We start from the raw sequence: 14,566 nt of genomic DNA, 5'->3' as shown, positions 1-14,566 counted from the left end.
CGAGACGGGTGTTGCGCGGATTCGGGGCGCGGGCGTATAGTGGCACCGAACGCGGGGCGGTGCGGTTAAGCGCACGGCAATCAGAGCAGGCGTAACATCGAGCCATGGCCGAGCAGGACAGTTCAGCAGACGACACGCCAGCGGTGCCCCGCTGGTTCGACGAGCTTCGCCCCGGCGGCGATGGCGAGGGATTCATGGAGCGGCACCTGCGGCATTCGCTGATGTTCGTGCGGCGCCCGGTGAACCGCCTGTTGGTGACATTCGACAACCTTTCCAACGTCAACGACAGCTCGGCGGAGCGCGAGCCCTGGGCGTTCAAGTTCGCGCAGGATGTGAACATCTCGCACCTGGGTGTGATGGCGCATGTGGCGGACTGGTACCGCGACGGCGACCTGATCGCGCGGTTCGAGAAGCTGCGCGACGAGGGGTTCTTCGAGGGCTACGACCGGGTGATCTTCGCCGGCGTGTCGATGGGCGGCTTTGCGGCCATCGCCTTTGGCTCGCTGGTGCCGGGGGCGCATGTGGTGTCGGTGAACCCGCAGAGCACGCTGGATACCGGGCTGGTGCCGTGGGAGACGCGTTATGAGGGCGGGCGGCGGCAGGACTGGACGCTGCCCTTGTCGGATGCGGCCGCGCTGACCGCGGGGCTGGGCCGGGTGAGCATTTTCTACGACCCCTATCACGCGCTGGACAAGCAGCATGTGGGACGGTTCTCGGGCGACAACATCCATGTCTTTCACTGCCGCCACTCGGACCACAAGACGGCCGTGTTCATGCGCAAGATCGGCGCGCTGAAGCCGGTGATGCATGCGGCGATCTTCGGCGACGTGGACCCGGTGGAATTCTACCGTCTCTACCGGGCGCGGCGCGACCTGCGCTGGTACAAGAACCAGGTCACGGCCTATTTCAATGACCGCGGGCGGGACGAGATGGCGAATGCGTTCGGCCTGGCGTTTCGCAAGCGGCTGCGGCGCAAGCTGCGCGAGGAGGAGCGCGCGGCGCAGAAGGACGCGGATGCGGACGGGGATTTCGGCCCGGATGACGATGACGGGTTCGACGGGCCGGACATGGACGGCCCCGAGGACGTGACCGAGGACGTGACCGAGGAGGCGCCGGCGCCGAAAAAGAAGACCGCCGCGGCGAAGCCCCCGGCCAAGGCAGCGCCAAAGGACAAGGCCCCGGCCAGGGCCGGGGCGCCCGCCCCCGAGGGCCCGTCGCGGGCCATGGGCGCGCGCCGCAACGACCGGTGCCTGATCGTGACCACGATGAAGAACGAAGGGCCGTTCATGCTGGAATGGGTGGCCTTCAACAAGGCCATCGGGTTCACCGATTTTCTGATCTACACCAACGATTGCGACGACGGCACCGACCGCATCGCCATGCGGCTGGAGCAGCTGGGCGTCGCCGCGCATGAGGACAACCGGTTCAAGAAAGGTGCGAGCCCGCAGCGGGTGGCGCTGCGCCGGGCGTTCTCGCACGACCTTTACCGGCAGGCCGACTGGGCCATCTGCGCCGATTGCGACGAGTTCCTGAACATCCGCGCGGGCGCGGGACGCCTGCCGGACCTGTTTGCGGCGGTGGGCGAGGCGGATGCCATCTCGCTGTGCTGGAAGCTCTTTGGTTGCGGTGAACAGGTGCGCTATGAGGACAGGTTCATCCACGAGCATTTCATCTGGTCCGCGCCGGAGGAGTTCCGCGAGAAATACCGCGGGCTGGGGCTGAAGACGCTGTTCCGTCCGTCCGACGCCATCAAGAAGTTCGGCGTGCACCGGCCCAAGTTCGACGGGCGGCCCGAGGGCTTTGTCTGGACCGACGCGGGCGGCAATCCGATGCCCGAGAAATATTTCGACATGGGCTGGTCGGCCTATGGCGGGTTCAGCCACGATCATGCGCGGCTGCACCACTACGCGGTGCGGTCGGTCGACAGTTTCCTGGTCAAGCGCGACAGGGGCCGCACCAACCATATCGACCGTGACCAGGGCGTGGCCTATTGGGCCGACATGAACCTGAACATGGTCGAGGACACGAGCCTGGTGCCGATGGCCGAGGCCACGCGGGTCGAGTTCGACCGGCTGATGCAGGACGGCGAGATCCGCCGCCTGCACGCCGAGGCCTGTGCCTGGCACCGGGCCAAGATCGCGGCGCTGAAATCGAGTGACGACTGGGCGGCGCTGCATGACCTGTTGCAGATGATCAACCGCCCCGGCGAGGCGCCGGTGAACCGCGACCAGCTGTTGCAGGACCTGGCCGCGGAATGAGCCAGCGCCCGCAGATCGTGCTGCATGGCGGATTTCACAAGACCGCCACCAGCCACATCCAGTCGATGCTGGCGCGCAATTCCAAGATGCTGGAACGGACGGGTGTGCATTACGTGCACCACCGCGACACCCGCAAGCAGCTGACCGTGCCGGTGCAGTGCAACGTCTACAACAAGATCGGCATGGATTGGGACCCGAAGATTTCCGACGCCGAGCTGGCGGAGATGAGCCGGGCGTTCCTGAAGGAGATATCGAAGGGCAATCCTAAGCGGATCATCCTGTCGGACGAGAACATGGCCGGCCATTGCGGGCATTGCGTGAAGCGCGGGGTGCTTTACCGCTGGCGGCGCAAGCTGCTGGAAGTGTTCGCCGGGCAGTTTCCGGACGGCGTGGACGAGGTGCATCTGGGGCTGCGCAACTATGCCGATTTCTTTGCGTCCGCTTACGTGGAATACCTGCGGTCGGTGACCGGGCAGTGGTTTGTCGACGAGCGCACGATGCGCCGGCAGGTGCTGGAGAACATGCCGAACTGGCACAATATCCTGAAATCGGTGGTGACGCTGTTTCCCGGCGCCAAGGTCACGGTCTGGCGTTACGAGGACTTTCGCCAGTTGGACCGGCAGGTGCTGGCGGGGTTGTGCGGTCCGGGGATCGACACCGGCGCGATGAAGGAACCCAAGGACAAGAACAAACGCCCCACTGCGAGCGGGCGCGCGGTGGCGGAACTGTTGCAGCTGATTCACAAGGATGGCGCGGACAAGGCGCTGGAACAGAGGGTCGCGTTGCAGGAGCGCTATCCGCGTGGCAAGGACTTTGGCAGCTACGATCCCTGGACGCCGAACGAGCGGGCGCACCTGACGCGGATGTACGACCAGGATATCGCCGATATCCGCGCCAATCCCGACATCACGCTGCTGGAGCTCGAGCAGATCGCAAGCCACTAGCAAGACAGCCGGGCGGGATGCCCGACGCGGATGGCGGCCCGGCGAGGGGGATGTGGCGGGGCGGTTTGCCGAAAGCAAGAGCCTGGGTCTTTGCCGACATCACTCGTGGGTAGCCTTGGGGCGACCGAGCCGAACAGGCTGGCCCCGGTGCGGATGATCCCGGGCACGCGTTTGCAGAATGCCACGATCCGAAGAAAGCAAGGGCGGCCCGAAGGCCGCCCTTCGAACGTCCGGAGGAAGACGTCGGTTATTCGGGCATGATCACGCCGTCGATCACGTGGATGACGCCGTTCGAGGCCTCGATGTCGGCGGTGACGACATTGGCGCCATTGACGGTCACGCCGCCTTCGGTGCCGATGGTCACCTCGGTGCCCTGCACGGTTTCGGCGGTCATGCCGTCGCTGAGGTCACCCGACATGACCTTTCCGGGCACGACGTGGTAGGTGAGGATGCTGGTCAGCTGGTCCTTGTTTTCCGGCAGCAGCAGCGTGTCGACCGTACCTTCGGGCAGCGCGGCAAAGGCTTCGTCTGTCGGGGCGAAGACGGTGAACGGCCCGTCGCCTTTCAGCGTTTCGACCAGTCCGGCAGCCTCGGCCGCGGCCAGCAGGGTGGAAAAGTCGCCCGCTTCGGTGGCGGTGTCGACGATGTCCTTGCCGCTTTCGGCGAAGGCGGTTGTGGCGCCCCCAAGGAGGGTGGCGGCGGTCAGGGCAAGATAAGTTCTGCGAAGCATGTCGTGTCTCCCTATGAGAGTTTTCTTGGTACGAGTGATATGCGATGTGCGTCTTGCGCATCGTGTCCCTGTTACGTGGCCGGGGCGCGTCCGGTTCAGCGGGGATTTCCGCCGGTGCGGGTTGACGGAAAGGGTTCGCCGCCTAAGCCGGCGCGCCCTGCGAAAGCCACTGAAAAATTCGTGAACCGGCGTGAGCATCCGGCCGCGCCGGGACGGGTTTAAGGCTTGAGGCGCTTCAGGTCTGTGGCATAAGGGAGCCACGCAATTCCGGAAGGGGCGGTGATGGACCTGGTCTTCGAAATCCTTGGCTTTCTGGCCTTGATCCTGGTGCTGGCGATCGGGATCGTCATCGCGCTGGCGCTGATCTTTTTCATCATCGATAAGACCCAGACCGGCGACGCGATCCGGCGCAACTATCCGGTGATCGGGCGGTTCCGGGGGCTGTTCACCACGCTGGGCGAGTTCTTCCGCCAGTACTTCTTTGCCATGGACCGCGAGGAGATGCCGTTCAACCGCGCCCAGCGGGACTGGGTGGGGCATGCGTCGAAGGGCAAGGGCAACACCGTCGCCTTCGGGTCGACCCGGAACCTGAACGTGGCGGGCACGCCGATTTTCGTGCCGGCGGCCTTTCCGCCGCTCGATGACCAGTTCGCGGCGACCGAGCCCATGCAGATCGGCCCCTATTGCCGGACGCCGTATATGGCGCGGTCGATCTTCAACGTCTCGGGCATGAGTTACGGCGCCATCTCGCGCCCCGCGGTCGAGGCGCTGAGCCGCGGCGCGGCGGAGGCCGGGATCTGGCTGAACACCGGGGAGGGGGGCCTCAGCCCCTATCACCTGTCGGGCGGGTGCGACGTGGTCTACCAGATCGGGACGGCGAAATACGGGGTGCGAACGCCGGATGGCGCGCTGGACGACGACAAGCTGCGCAGGATGGGCGAGACCGAGCAGGTCAGGATGTTCGAGCTGAAGCTGGCGCAGGGGGCGAAGCCCGGCAAGGGCGGCATCCTGCCCGGTGCGAAGGTCGGGCCGGAGATTGCCGAGATCCGGGGTATCCATGTGGGGCAGGACAGCATTTCGCCGAACCGGCACCGCGAGGTGAACAATTACGGCGAACTGCTGGATTTCATCGGCCATATCCGCGAGGTCACGGGCAAGCCCGTGGGGTTCAAGACCGTGGTGGGGTCGAGCGAAGCGTGGGACGAGATGTTCGAACTGATCGTCGAGCGTGGCGAGGAGAGCGCGCCGGATTTCATCACCATCGATGGCGGCGAGGGGGGCACGGGGGCCGCCCCGATGCCGCTGATGGACCTGGTGGGGATGCCCATCCGCGAGGCGCTGACCCGGATGGTGGATCTGCGCGACCGGCACGGGCTGAAAAGCCGGATCCGGATCATCGCGGCGGGCAAGCTGGTCAATCCCGGCGACGTCGCCTGGGCGATTTGCGCGGGCGCGGATTTCGTGACCTCGGCGCGGGGGTTCATGTTCAGCCTGGGCTGCATCCAGGCGCTGAAGTGCAACCGCAATACCTGTCCCACGGGGATCACCACCCATGACAAGCACCTGCAGAAGGGGCTGGTGGTGGAAGACAAGTACATGAAGGTCGCCAACTACGCGCGGCAGGTGATCAGTGAGGTCGAGACCATCGCGCATTCCGTGGGCGTGGCCGAGCCGCGGCTGATGCGGCGCCGGCATGTGCGGATCGTGCAGGCGGACGGCACGTCGATCCCGCTGACCAAGATCCGGCCCAGCGTGGACGCGGCGCAGTATCCATAGAGGTGGAGCGGCGTGTCATCCTCGGGCTTGACCCGAGGATCTCTGACCGCGGGAGGTCCCGGATCAGGTCCCGGACGGCGGCGGGGGTATTGGCGCGCGGAACCAATGCCGAAGGCCGCCGCGCGATCACCAGACCGCCCCCCGGGCTGGCGATTGGGTGACGTCGGCGTGTCGATTGCAGGTTTTGCGGAAGTTGCAGGGATAAAGTGCCCTGAAGGACAGTCGGGTCGCCATCCCGCGGTCTGGCAATCGCACGGCTTGGCGCCTCGCGCGCGCGTGCGCGCGCGTAAAGAATGTCGCCGCCATTGTTACCGCACTTCCACGTCTTCGTGACACGGCTTGTTTTGCCGCGCGAATGCGCTTTCCTTATGTCACGACTGACAGACATGCCCGCGAGAAGAGGAGAGCCCGCATGGCCCATCGTTGGAAGAACACGCTGCGCGACAAAGATGTGACCGACGAGGCCGCGTTCCTCAACCGCCGGCAGTTGATGGCGGGGGCCGCCGCCGGGGTTGGCCTGGCCGGGGTCGGCGGGATGCCGGCGCGGGCGCAGGATCTGGAGCCGACGTCCTACGAGGACATCACCACCTACAACAATTACTACGAGTTCGGCACCGCCAAGGGCGACCCCGTCGAGAATGCCCATATGCTGACGACCCAGCCCTGGACGGTGAAAATCGACGGGCTGGTGGACCGCCCCGGCGATTATGCCTTCGAGGATATCATGGCGAAGATGACGGTGGAGGAGCGGATCTATCGCTTCCGCTGTGTCGAGGCCTGGTCGATGGTGGTGCCCTGGAACGGGTTCGAACTGGCCGACCTGCTGGAGATGGCGGGCGTGCAGTCGGGCGCAAAGTACGTCGCATTCGAGACCGCGCTGCGCCCCGACGAGATGCCAGGGGTGAAATACCCGGTGCTGGACTGGCCCTATGTCGAGGGGCTGCGGCTGGACGAGGCCACGCATCCGCTGACGATCATGGCGACGGGGATTTACGGCAGGGACATCCCCAACCAGAACGGCGCGCCGCTGCGGCTGGTGGTGCCGTGGAAATACGGGTTCAAGTCGATCAAGTCGATCGTGCGCATCACCCTGACCGAGGCCGAGCCGCCGACAAGCTGGAACAAGGCCAATGCGCGGGAATACGGATTCTACAGCAACGTGAACCCCGAGGTGAGCCACCCGCGCTGGAGCCAGGCGAGCGAGCGGGTCCTCGGGACGGGGCTGTTCGCCCGCCGGCAGGACACGCTGATGTTCAACGGTTACGGCGACGAGGTGGCGAGCCTCTATGAAGGGATGGATCTGAAAGCCAACTTCTGATGGCGACCGTCGATCATATCAACAAGGGGCTGCGCCGGTTGCCAGCGTGGCCCATTTACGTGGCAAGCCTGGGCTATGCCGCGTGGATGCTGTGGCTGGGCATTCAGAACCGGCTGGGCGCGGACCCCGTGAAGGTGCTGGAGCACGAGATGGGGGAGATGGCGCTGTACCTGCTGGTGGCGGGGCTGGCGGTGACGCCCCTGCGCAAACTGGCGGGGGTGAACCTGCTGAAGTTCCGCCGGGCGCTGGGCCTGGCGTGCTTCTTCTTCGTGGTCTGTCACCTGCTGGTCTGGGCGGTGCTGGACGTCCAAAGCGTCGGCCGCGTCTGGGCCGATATCGTGAAGCGGCCTTACATAACTGTCGGCATGGCGGCGTTCGTGCTGCTGATCCCGCTGGCGGTGACCTCGAACAACCTGTCGATCCGCAAGATGGGGGCGGCGGCCTGGGGCCGGCTGCACCAGCTGGTCTATCCGGCGGCGATTCTGGGTGGGGTGCATTACGTGATGCTGGTGAAGGGCTGGCAGGTCCGTCCGCTGGTGTTCCTGGGCGTCATCGCGGGGCTGATCGCGTGGCGAATCCTGGTGAAGCGGAAAAAAGCGGCGAGTCGGGTGCAGACTGCTGCCTGATTCCGCGGAATCAGCACGCCGATTCCGGCTTTTTCGCCGACTCGGGCGATTCATTTCCCTAAATGCCACGAGTCGACGGATGATTCCGGCGCGAGTCGGGGACGAGTCGGGGGTGACTCGGGGCAGATTCCCGTCCGTGACTCGCCAGATTCCGTCGAAATGGCTGTGGAAAACCCGATTTTGGCGTGATTGCCCCCGCGTAAAGCCGCTTACGGCATGGGGCCAAAACACCGGGCGCCAAATAATCGTATCTGCAAACACCTGTTTTTAAACGATAAATGAGTTTTTTGAAAAAAACATGACGTTTCCCGAAAAAAGGGGTTGCGAGGTTCGGCCCCAATCCGTAAATACCCCCTCACCGGCGGCGCTGAGGCGCACAACGGAACGCCAGACGGAACGACGGAGCGACGCTCCAGAGGGACAGACGGCAACAAACACTGAGGTATCTGACGCAGGTTGCGCCAAAAAGAAATGGCGCTTCGTGTTGATTTTGTCTCTGCGCTCTTTGAAATCGATAGTTTCTGAAGAGATATGTGGGCGGTTTGGTCTATTCGATGGATCAACACTCTCATATCAAACTACCTAGGTGACGGTTTCGACCCGATCCGATGATGGATAGTCAGCTTCACTGTTTGGACGGCTTCCGGTTTTCTGATGAAAACCAGAAGCACAACAAACAGAGACAAGTTCCGACCTTAGCCGGTCGGAATTGATGTGCAGAGGTTCGAACGTCAAGGATAAGCTGGTAACAGCTTTTCAACTTGAGAGTTTGATCCTGGCTCAGAACGAACGCTGGCGGCAGGCCTAACACATGCAAGTCGAGCGAGAACTTCGGTTCTAGCGGCGGACGGGTTAGTAACGCGTGGGAACGTGCCCTTCACTACGGAATAGTCCCGGGAAACTGGGTTTAATACCGTATACGCCCTTCGGGGGAAAGAATTTCGGTGAAGGATCGGCCCGCGTTAGATTAGATAGTTGGTGGGGTAATGGCCTACCAAGTCTACGATCTATAGCTGGTTTTAGAGGATGATCAGCAACACTGGGACTGAGACACGGCCCAGACTCCTACGGGAGGCAGCAGTGGGGAATCTTAGACAATGGGCGCAAGCCTGATCTAGCCATGCCGCGTGAGTGATGAAGGCCTTAGGGTCGTAAAGCTCTTTCGCCAGGGATGATAATGACAGTACCTGGTAAAGAAACCCCGGCTAACTCCGTGCCAGCAGCCGCGGTAATACGGAGGGGGTTAGCGTTGTTCGGAATTACTGGGCGTAAAGCGCGCGTAGGCGGATTAGAAAGTTGGGGGTGAAATCCCAGGGCTCAACCCTGGAACTGCCTCCAAAACTACTAGTCTAGAGTTCGAGAGAGGTGAGTGGAACTCCGAGTGTAGAGGTGAAATTCGTAGATATTCGGAAGAACACCAGTGGCGAAGGCGGCTCACTGGCTCGATACTGACGCTGAGGTGCGAAAGTGTGGGGAGCAAACAGGATTAGATACCCTGGTAGTCCACACCGTAAACGATGAATGCCAGTCGTCGGCGCGCATGCGTGTCGGTGACACACCTAACGGATTAAGCATTCCGCCTGGGGAGTACGGTCGCAAGATTAAAACTCAAAGGAATTGACGGGGGCCCGCACAAGCGGTGGAGCATGTGGTTTAATTCGAAGCAACGCGCAGAACCTTACCAACCCTTGACATCCTGATCGCGGTTTCTCGAGAGAGATTCCTTCAGTTCGGCTGGATCAGTGACAGGTGCTGCATGGCTGTCGTCAGCTCGTGTCGTGAGATGTTCGGTTAAGTCCGGCAACGAGCGCAACCCACATCCCTAGTTGCCAGCAGTTCGGCTGGGCACTCTATGGAAACTGCCCGTGATAAGCGGGAGGAAGGTGTGGATGACGTCAAGTCCTCATGGCCCTTACGGGTTGGGCTACACACGTGCTACAATGGTGGTAACAGAGGGTTAATCCCTAAAAACCATCTCAGTTCGGATTGTCGTCTGCAACTCGACGGCATGAAGTCGGAATCGCTAGTAATCGCGTAACAGCATGACGCGGTGAATACGTTCCCGGGCCTTGTACACACCGCCCGTCACACCATGGGAGTTGGGTTTACCCGAAGACGGTGCGCCGACCTGTTCGCAGGGGGCAGCTGGCCACGGTAAGCTCAGCGACTGGGGTGAAGTCGTAACAAGGTAGCCGTAGGGGAACCTGCGGCTGGATCACCTCCTTTCTAAGGATGTTTCTAGATGATTGGTTCGCCAATCACGTGAAACACTTAGCAGATCGGTAATCAAAACCGATCAAACATCATACGGTCCAGGCCGTCCTCATATCTCTTCAGTCAAGGCTTTCGCACCGCGAAAGCCGTAACCGTGAAAGTGGATTGATCCTCAATCCGCGGCAGCGGTCGGCGGCCCTCTCGGCATTTCCTGCGGAAACGCCTGCCGGGCGACGTCGATTTTACCTTTGGTAAAATCAACTTGGGTCGGTAGCTCAGGTGGTTAGAGCGCACGCCTGATAAGCGTGAGGTCGGAGGTTCAAGTCCTCCTCGACCCACCAACGTCTTTTCCGCACCGCGGAAATGACGCCGCGAAAGGCGATTGCTTGCAATCGACGCAGCGGACAAAAGCCTATCGGCATTTCCTGCGGAAACGCCTTTCGGCTGACGCGCGTTTCACCTTCGGTGAAGCCACGCTTAGGGGCCTTAGCTCAGCTGGGAGAGCGCCTGATTTGCATTCAGGAGGTCAGCGGTTCGATCCCGCTAGGCTCCACCATATCCCGATTTGACCGTTAAGCAGCATCGCTGTTTTGCCGTCCAATCGGACGCTTTGAAATCGTAAAGAGAGATACAAGTTGCTTCGAGAGAAATCTTGAAGTGACGATCAACACTGTTTGATCCTTGTAAGTAAGCAAGCGATCTCGGTCTGGTTCCACTTCGGTGGACGGCATGTTGAAAGGTGCATCCACGCCTTTCCTTATGTATCCCGGGCTGAAAAGAACAGAGTTGTCCAAGTCAAGTACTATAACCAAAGTTCCGGAGTAATCCGGAGCGGGAAATGTACGACTTTTGGTCCAGGATAAGGGGTCTGGAAGTTACCAGCTACGGACCCGCGCAAGACGCAAATCTTGCTTTTTCTGGATCAAATCAAGCGCGAGAAGGGCGTTTGGTGGATGCCTTGGCAGTAAGAGGCGATGAAGGACGTGATACTCTGCGATAAGTCATGGGGAGCTGAGAATACGCTTTGATCCATGAATTTCCGAATGGGGCAACCCACCTGACAGTTCACTATAATTGCTAGCGTTAATTCCTCTGGAATTAACGAAGGCAGTTTATAGGGTTCTGAAACAGGTACTTAAGGACTGAATACATAGGTCTTTAAGAGCAAACCCGGAGAACTGAAACATCTAAGTACCCGGAGGAAAGGACATCAATTGATACTCCCCTAGTAGCGGCGAGCGAACGGGGACCAGCCAAGCCTTGAGAGTGACTAGAACATGTTGGGAAGCATGGCCATAGCGGGTGACAGCCCCGTATAGGAAGCTCGATAGGATGTATTAAGTAGGGCGGGACACGTGAAATCCTGTCTGAAGATCGGAGGACCACCTTCGAAGGCTAAGTACTCCTTACTGACCGATAGCGAACCAGTACCGTGAGGGAAAGGTGAAAAGCACCCCGACGAGGGGAGTGAAACAGTACCTGAAACCGAACGCCTACAATCAGTCGGAGCTTGACTGGACTCTAATGACAATCTGCGTCACACATGGAAAAAACTCCATGGAGATCGGGACATGTCAGACATTGCTTTTATTACGGATGGTACCGCTGCGGTGGTCGGTTTGGCCTTTGGCCTGCTGAACATGGCGGTGAATCACTGCCCGAATGAAGGTTGCCTGGCAAAGAACGATGTGGTGCCGTTTACCAGCATTTCCGCTGGCGAAGTATACTTCCAGGAAAACGCCGTTGGCGAGGAAGTGTTCGTTCGCCGGCAGACATCGACGGCACGCGGCCCGTTCCAATTCACCTACGGTGGGTCCATCACGGATGATGGCGGCCTGTGGGTGGGTCTTGGAAGCACCACGACATACACGACGCCGAACGAACGGTGGTATGCTCAGTTCCACTCGATGCCCGGGCTATATGCCGAGGGCAGCGATGTCGACCTGGGTGGCCCGATCATCTTTCGATCGGGTGTAGAATTCGGGTATCAGGCACGCAACGGCGTGCGCATGAGCCTGAGTTTCGATCATCGGTCGAACGCTGGGATCTACAGCGATAACCCGGGCCTTGAAACGGTTCAGTTCCGGGTCTCGATCCCGACAAAATAACCGGAAACGGTTGTCATTAGTGTCCAGTCTTGTGACGGCGTACCTTTTGTATAATGGGTCATCGACTTGGTCTATCTAGCAAGCTTAAGCCGTTAGGTGTAGGCGCAGCGAAAGCGAGTCTTAATAGGGCGTCGAGTTAGATGGATCAGACCCGAAACCGAGTGATCTAGGCATGACCAGGCTGAAGGTAAGGTAACACTTACTGGAGGGCCGAACCCACATCTGTTGAAAAAGATCGGGATGAGTTGTGCCTAGGGGTGAAAGGCCAATCAAACTCGGAGATAGCTGGTTCTCTGCGAAATCTATTTAGGTAGAGCGTCATCCGAATACCCTCGGGGGTAGAGCACTGGATGGGTAATGGGGCCCCACAGGCTTACTGATCCTAACCAAACTCCGAATACCGAGGAGTACTAGATGGCAGACACACTGCGGGTGCTAACGCCCGTAGTGGAGAGGGAAACAACCCTGACCTCCGGCTAAGGCCCCCAATTCATGGCTAAGTGGGAAAGCAGGTGAGACGACCAAAACAACCAGGAGGTTGGCTTAGAAGCAGCCATCCTTTAAAGATAGCGTAACAGCTCACTGGTCTAAACAAGTTGTCTTGCGGCGAAGATGTAACGGGGCTCAAGCCATGAGCCGAAGCCGAGGAGTGCGTATGCACTGGTAGCAGAGCGTAGTGTGACATAGTTCCACTCCTCTTCAGCACCTTTCGAGGTGCTTTGGAGGATAGGAGCTTTCGATGAAGCGGGCGCGTGAGCGATCCCGTGGAGAGATCACTAGTGAGAATGATGACATGAGTAGCGACAAAGAGTGTGAGAGACACTCTCGCCGAAAGTCCAAGGGTTCCTGCTTAAAGCTAATCTGAGCAGGGTAAGCCGACCCCTAAGGCGAGGCCGAAAGGCGTAGTCGATGGGAATCAGGTTAATATTCCTGAGCCAGATGGAAGTGACGGATTGCGAGGGTTGTTCATCCTTATCGGATTGGATGGGCAGCTTAGCAGTCCCTGGAAATAGCTCCATCATAAGATCGTACCCTAAACCAACACAGGTGGACTGGTAGAGAATACCAAGGCGCTTGAGAGAACGATGTTGAAGGAACTCGGCAAAATACCTCCGTAAGTTCGCGAGAAGGAGGCCCGGGTTTCAGGCAACTGAAGTCCGGGGGCACAAACCAGGGGGTGGCGACTGTTTACTAAAAACACAGGGCTCTGCGAAGTCGCAAGACGACGTATAGGGTCTGACGCCTGCCCGGTGCCTGAAGGTTAAAAGGAGATGTGAGAGCGTCGAATTGAAGCCCAGGTAAACGGCGGCCGTAACTATAACGGTCCTAAGGTAGCGAAATTCCTTGTCGGGTAAGTTCCGACCTGCACGAATGGCGTAACGACTTCCCCGCTGTCTCCAACATCGACTCAGCGAAATTGAATTGCCTGTCAAGATGCAGGCTTCCCGCGGTTAGACGGAAAGACCCCGTGCACCTTTACTACAGCTTCGCACTGGCATCAGGACTGCATTGTGCAGGATAGGTGGTAGGCTTTGAAACCATGACGCTAGTCGTGGTGGAGCCTCCCTTGAGATACCACCCTATGCATTCTTGATGTCTAACCGCGGCCCGTTATCCGGGTCCGGGACCCTGCGTGGCGGGTAGTTTGACTGGGGCGGTCGCCTCCTAAAGCGTAACGGAGGCGCGCGAAGGTTGGCTCAGAGCGGTCGGAAATCGCTCGTTGAGTGCAATGGCATAAGCCAGCCTGACTGCGAGACTGACAAGTCGAGCAGAGTCGAAAGACGGCCATAGTGATCCGGTGGTCCCAAGTGGGAGGGCCATCGCTCAACGGATAAAAGGTACGCCGGGGATAACAGGCTGATACTGCCCAAGAGTCCATATCGACGGCAGTGTTTGGCACCTCGATGTCGGCTCATCTCATCCTGGGGCTGGAGCAGGTCCCAAGGGTACGGCTGTTCGCCGTTTAAAGAGGTACGTGAGCTGGGTTTAGAACGTCGTGAGACAGTTCGGTCCCTATCTGCCGTGGGTGTAGGATACTTGAGAGGAGTTGCCCCTAGTACGAGAGGACCGGGGTGAACGTTCCACTGGTGGACCAGTTGTCGTGCCAACGGCAGTGCTGGGTAGCTATGAACGGACAGGATAACCGCTGAAGGCATCTAAGCGGGAAGCCCCCCTCAAAACAAGGTATCCCTGAGGACCGTGGTAGACCACCACGTCGATAGGCCGGAGATGTAAGCGCAGCAATGCGTTCAGTTGACCGGTACTAATTGTCCGATAGGCTTGATTTGATCCAGTAAAAGCCAGATTGGCTTATGCGGATCCAGAAGCCGTACACTTAAACAAGTGTGCTGACTTGGAGTTCAAGGATCTTTCTCGGTTTGGTGGTCATAGCACGAGCAAAACACCCGGTCCCATCCCGAACCCGGCCGTTAAGTGCCGTAGCGCCAATGGTACTGCGTCTCAAGACGTGGGAGAGTAGGTCACCGCCAAACCTAGTAAGGTCCTTGAAATTGTATCTCTCTTTCGATTTTCCCCTACAATTTACTGACTGACCCGCACCGTGCGGCGGCTTTGCTGTGCCTTGTCGGCGCA

6 protein-coding genes, 2 tRNA genes and 3 rRNA genes are annotated in these 14,566 nt (G+C 59.8%); 10 read left to right on the top strand and 1 reads right to left on the bottom strand.

Features of this window, described 5'->3' with window-relative positions; translation table 11 throughout:
• The first annotated feature begins 104 nt into the window (after positions 1-104).
• Positions 105-2,258 (top strand): glycosyltransferase family 2 protein, encoded by a 2,154-nt coding sequence (locus tag ACQY4V_RS15670; RefSeq protein WP_428513228.1) that lies wholly within the window; start codon positions 105-107, stop codon positions 2,256-2,258.
• On the top strand, positions 2,255-3,202 hold the full coding sequence (locus tag ACQY4V_RS15665; protein ID WP_428513226.1) for a hypothetical protein: 948 nt from the start codon (positions 2,255-2,257) through the stop codon (positions 3,200-3,202). The genes ACQY4V_RS15670 and ACQY4V_RS15665 overlap by 4 nt, the downstream gene beginning before the upstream one ends.
• A gap of 247 nt (positions 3,203-3,449) precedes the next feature.
• Here the strand turns inward: ACQY4V_RS15665 and ACQY4V_RS15660 are convergent, their stop codons facing one another.
• The gene (locus ACQY4V_RS15660) at positions 3,450-3,932 is read right to left on the bottom strand and encodes a fasciclin domain-containing protein (RefSeq protein WP_428513224.1); all 483 of its coding nucleotides are present in this window, start codon (positions 3,930-3,932) and stop codon (positions 3,450-3,452) included.
• A gap of 282 nt (positions 3,933-4,214) precedes the next feature.
• On the opposite strand from ACQY4V_RS15660, the gene ACQY4V_RS15655 reads away from it, so the two are divergent.
• The 8 genes from ACQY4V_RS15655 (at position 4,215) to rrf (ending at position 14,466) form a co-directional block, all read left to right on the top strand.
• Complete coding sequence (locus tag ACQY4V_RS15655) at positions 4,215-5,708, top strand: FMN-binding glutamate synthase family protein (protein WP_428513222.1); 1,494 nt, start codon at positions 4,215-4,217, stop codon at positions 5,706-5,708.
• A gap of 412 nt (positions 5,709-6,120) precedes the next feature.
• On the top strand, positions 6,121-7,026 hold the full coding sequence (gene msrP, locus ACQY4V_RS15650; protein ID WP_428513220.1) for a protein-methionine-sulfoxide reductase catalytic subunit MsrP: 906 nt from the start codon (positions 6,121-6,123) through the stop codon (positions 7,024-7,026).
• Entirely contained in the window at positions 7,026-7,652 is a 627-nt protein-coding gene (gene msrQ / locus ACQY4V_RS15645) for a protein-methionine-sulfoxide reductase heme-binding subunit MsrQ (RefSeq protein WP_428513218.1), read from the top strand. Before msrP ends, msrQ begins: the two co-directional genes overlap by 1 nt.
• Before the next feature lie 757 nt (positions 7,653-8,409).
• Positions 8,410-9,878: ribosomal RNA gene (locus ACQY4V_RS15640) — 16S ribosomal RNA — on the top strand.
• A gap of 252 nt (positions 9,879-10,130) precedes the next feature.
• Positions 10,131-10,207, top strand: a tRNA-Ile gene (locus ACQY4V_RS15635).
• A gap of 139 nt (positions 10,208-10,346) precedes the next feature.
• Positions 10,347-10,422, top strand: a tRNA-Ala gene (locus ACQY4V_RS15630).
• 369 nt (positions 10,423-10,791) lie between these two features.
• Positions 10,792-14,262 (top strand): 23S ribosomal RNA (locus ACQY4V_RS15625).
• A gap of 89 nt (positions 14,263-14,351) precedes the next feature.
• Positions 14,352-14,466: ribosomal RNA gene (rrf, locus tag ACQY4V_RS15620) — 5S ribosomal RNA — on the top strand.
• The 16S, 23S and 5S rRNA genes sit together here with 2 tRNA genes alongside, the layout of an rRNA operon.
• The last annotated feature ends 100 nt before the right edge of the window (positions 14,467-14,566 follow it).

Origin of the sequence: Roseovarius sp., from assembly GCF_965277045.1 — a bacterium.
Lineage (GTDB): Bacteria > Pseudomonadota > Alphaproteobacteria > Rhodobacterales > Rhodobacteraceae > Roseovarius.
Note: the sequence above shows the minus strand (reverse complement) of the source record. Positions and strands in the feature narration are given on the sequence as shown.

Coding starts and splice junctions, on each gene's coding strand:
- ACQY4V_RS15665 (WP_428513226.1), top strand. CDS start 2,255: ATGAGCCAGCGCCCGCAGATCGTGCTGCATGGCGGATTTCACAAGACC.
- ACQY4V_RS15670 (WP_428513228.1), top strand. CDS start 105: ATGGCCGAGCAGGACAGTTCAGCAGACGACACGCCAGCGGTGCCCCGC.
- ACQY4V_RS15660 (WP_428513224.1), bottom strand. CDS start 3,932: ATGCTTCGCAGAACTTATCTTGCCCTGACCGCCGCCACCCTCCTTGGG.
- msrP (WP_428513220.1), top strand. CDS start 6,121: ATGGCCCATCGTTGGAAGAACACGCTGCGCGACAAAGATGTGACCGAC.
- msrQ (WP_428513218.1), top strand. CDS start 7,026: ATGGCGACCGTCGATCATATCAACAAGGGGCTGCGCCGGTTGCCAGCG.
- ACQY4V_RS15655 (WP_428513222.1), top strand. CDS start 4,215: ATGGACCTGGTCTTCGAAATCCTTGGCTTTCTGGCCTTGATCCTGGTG.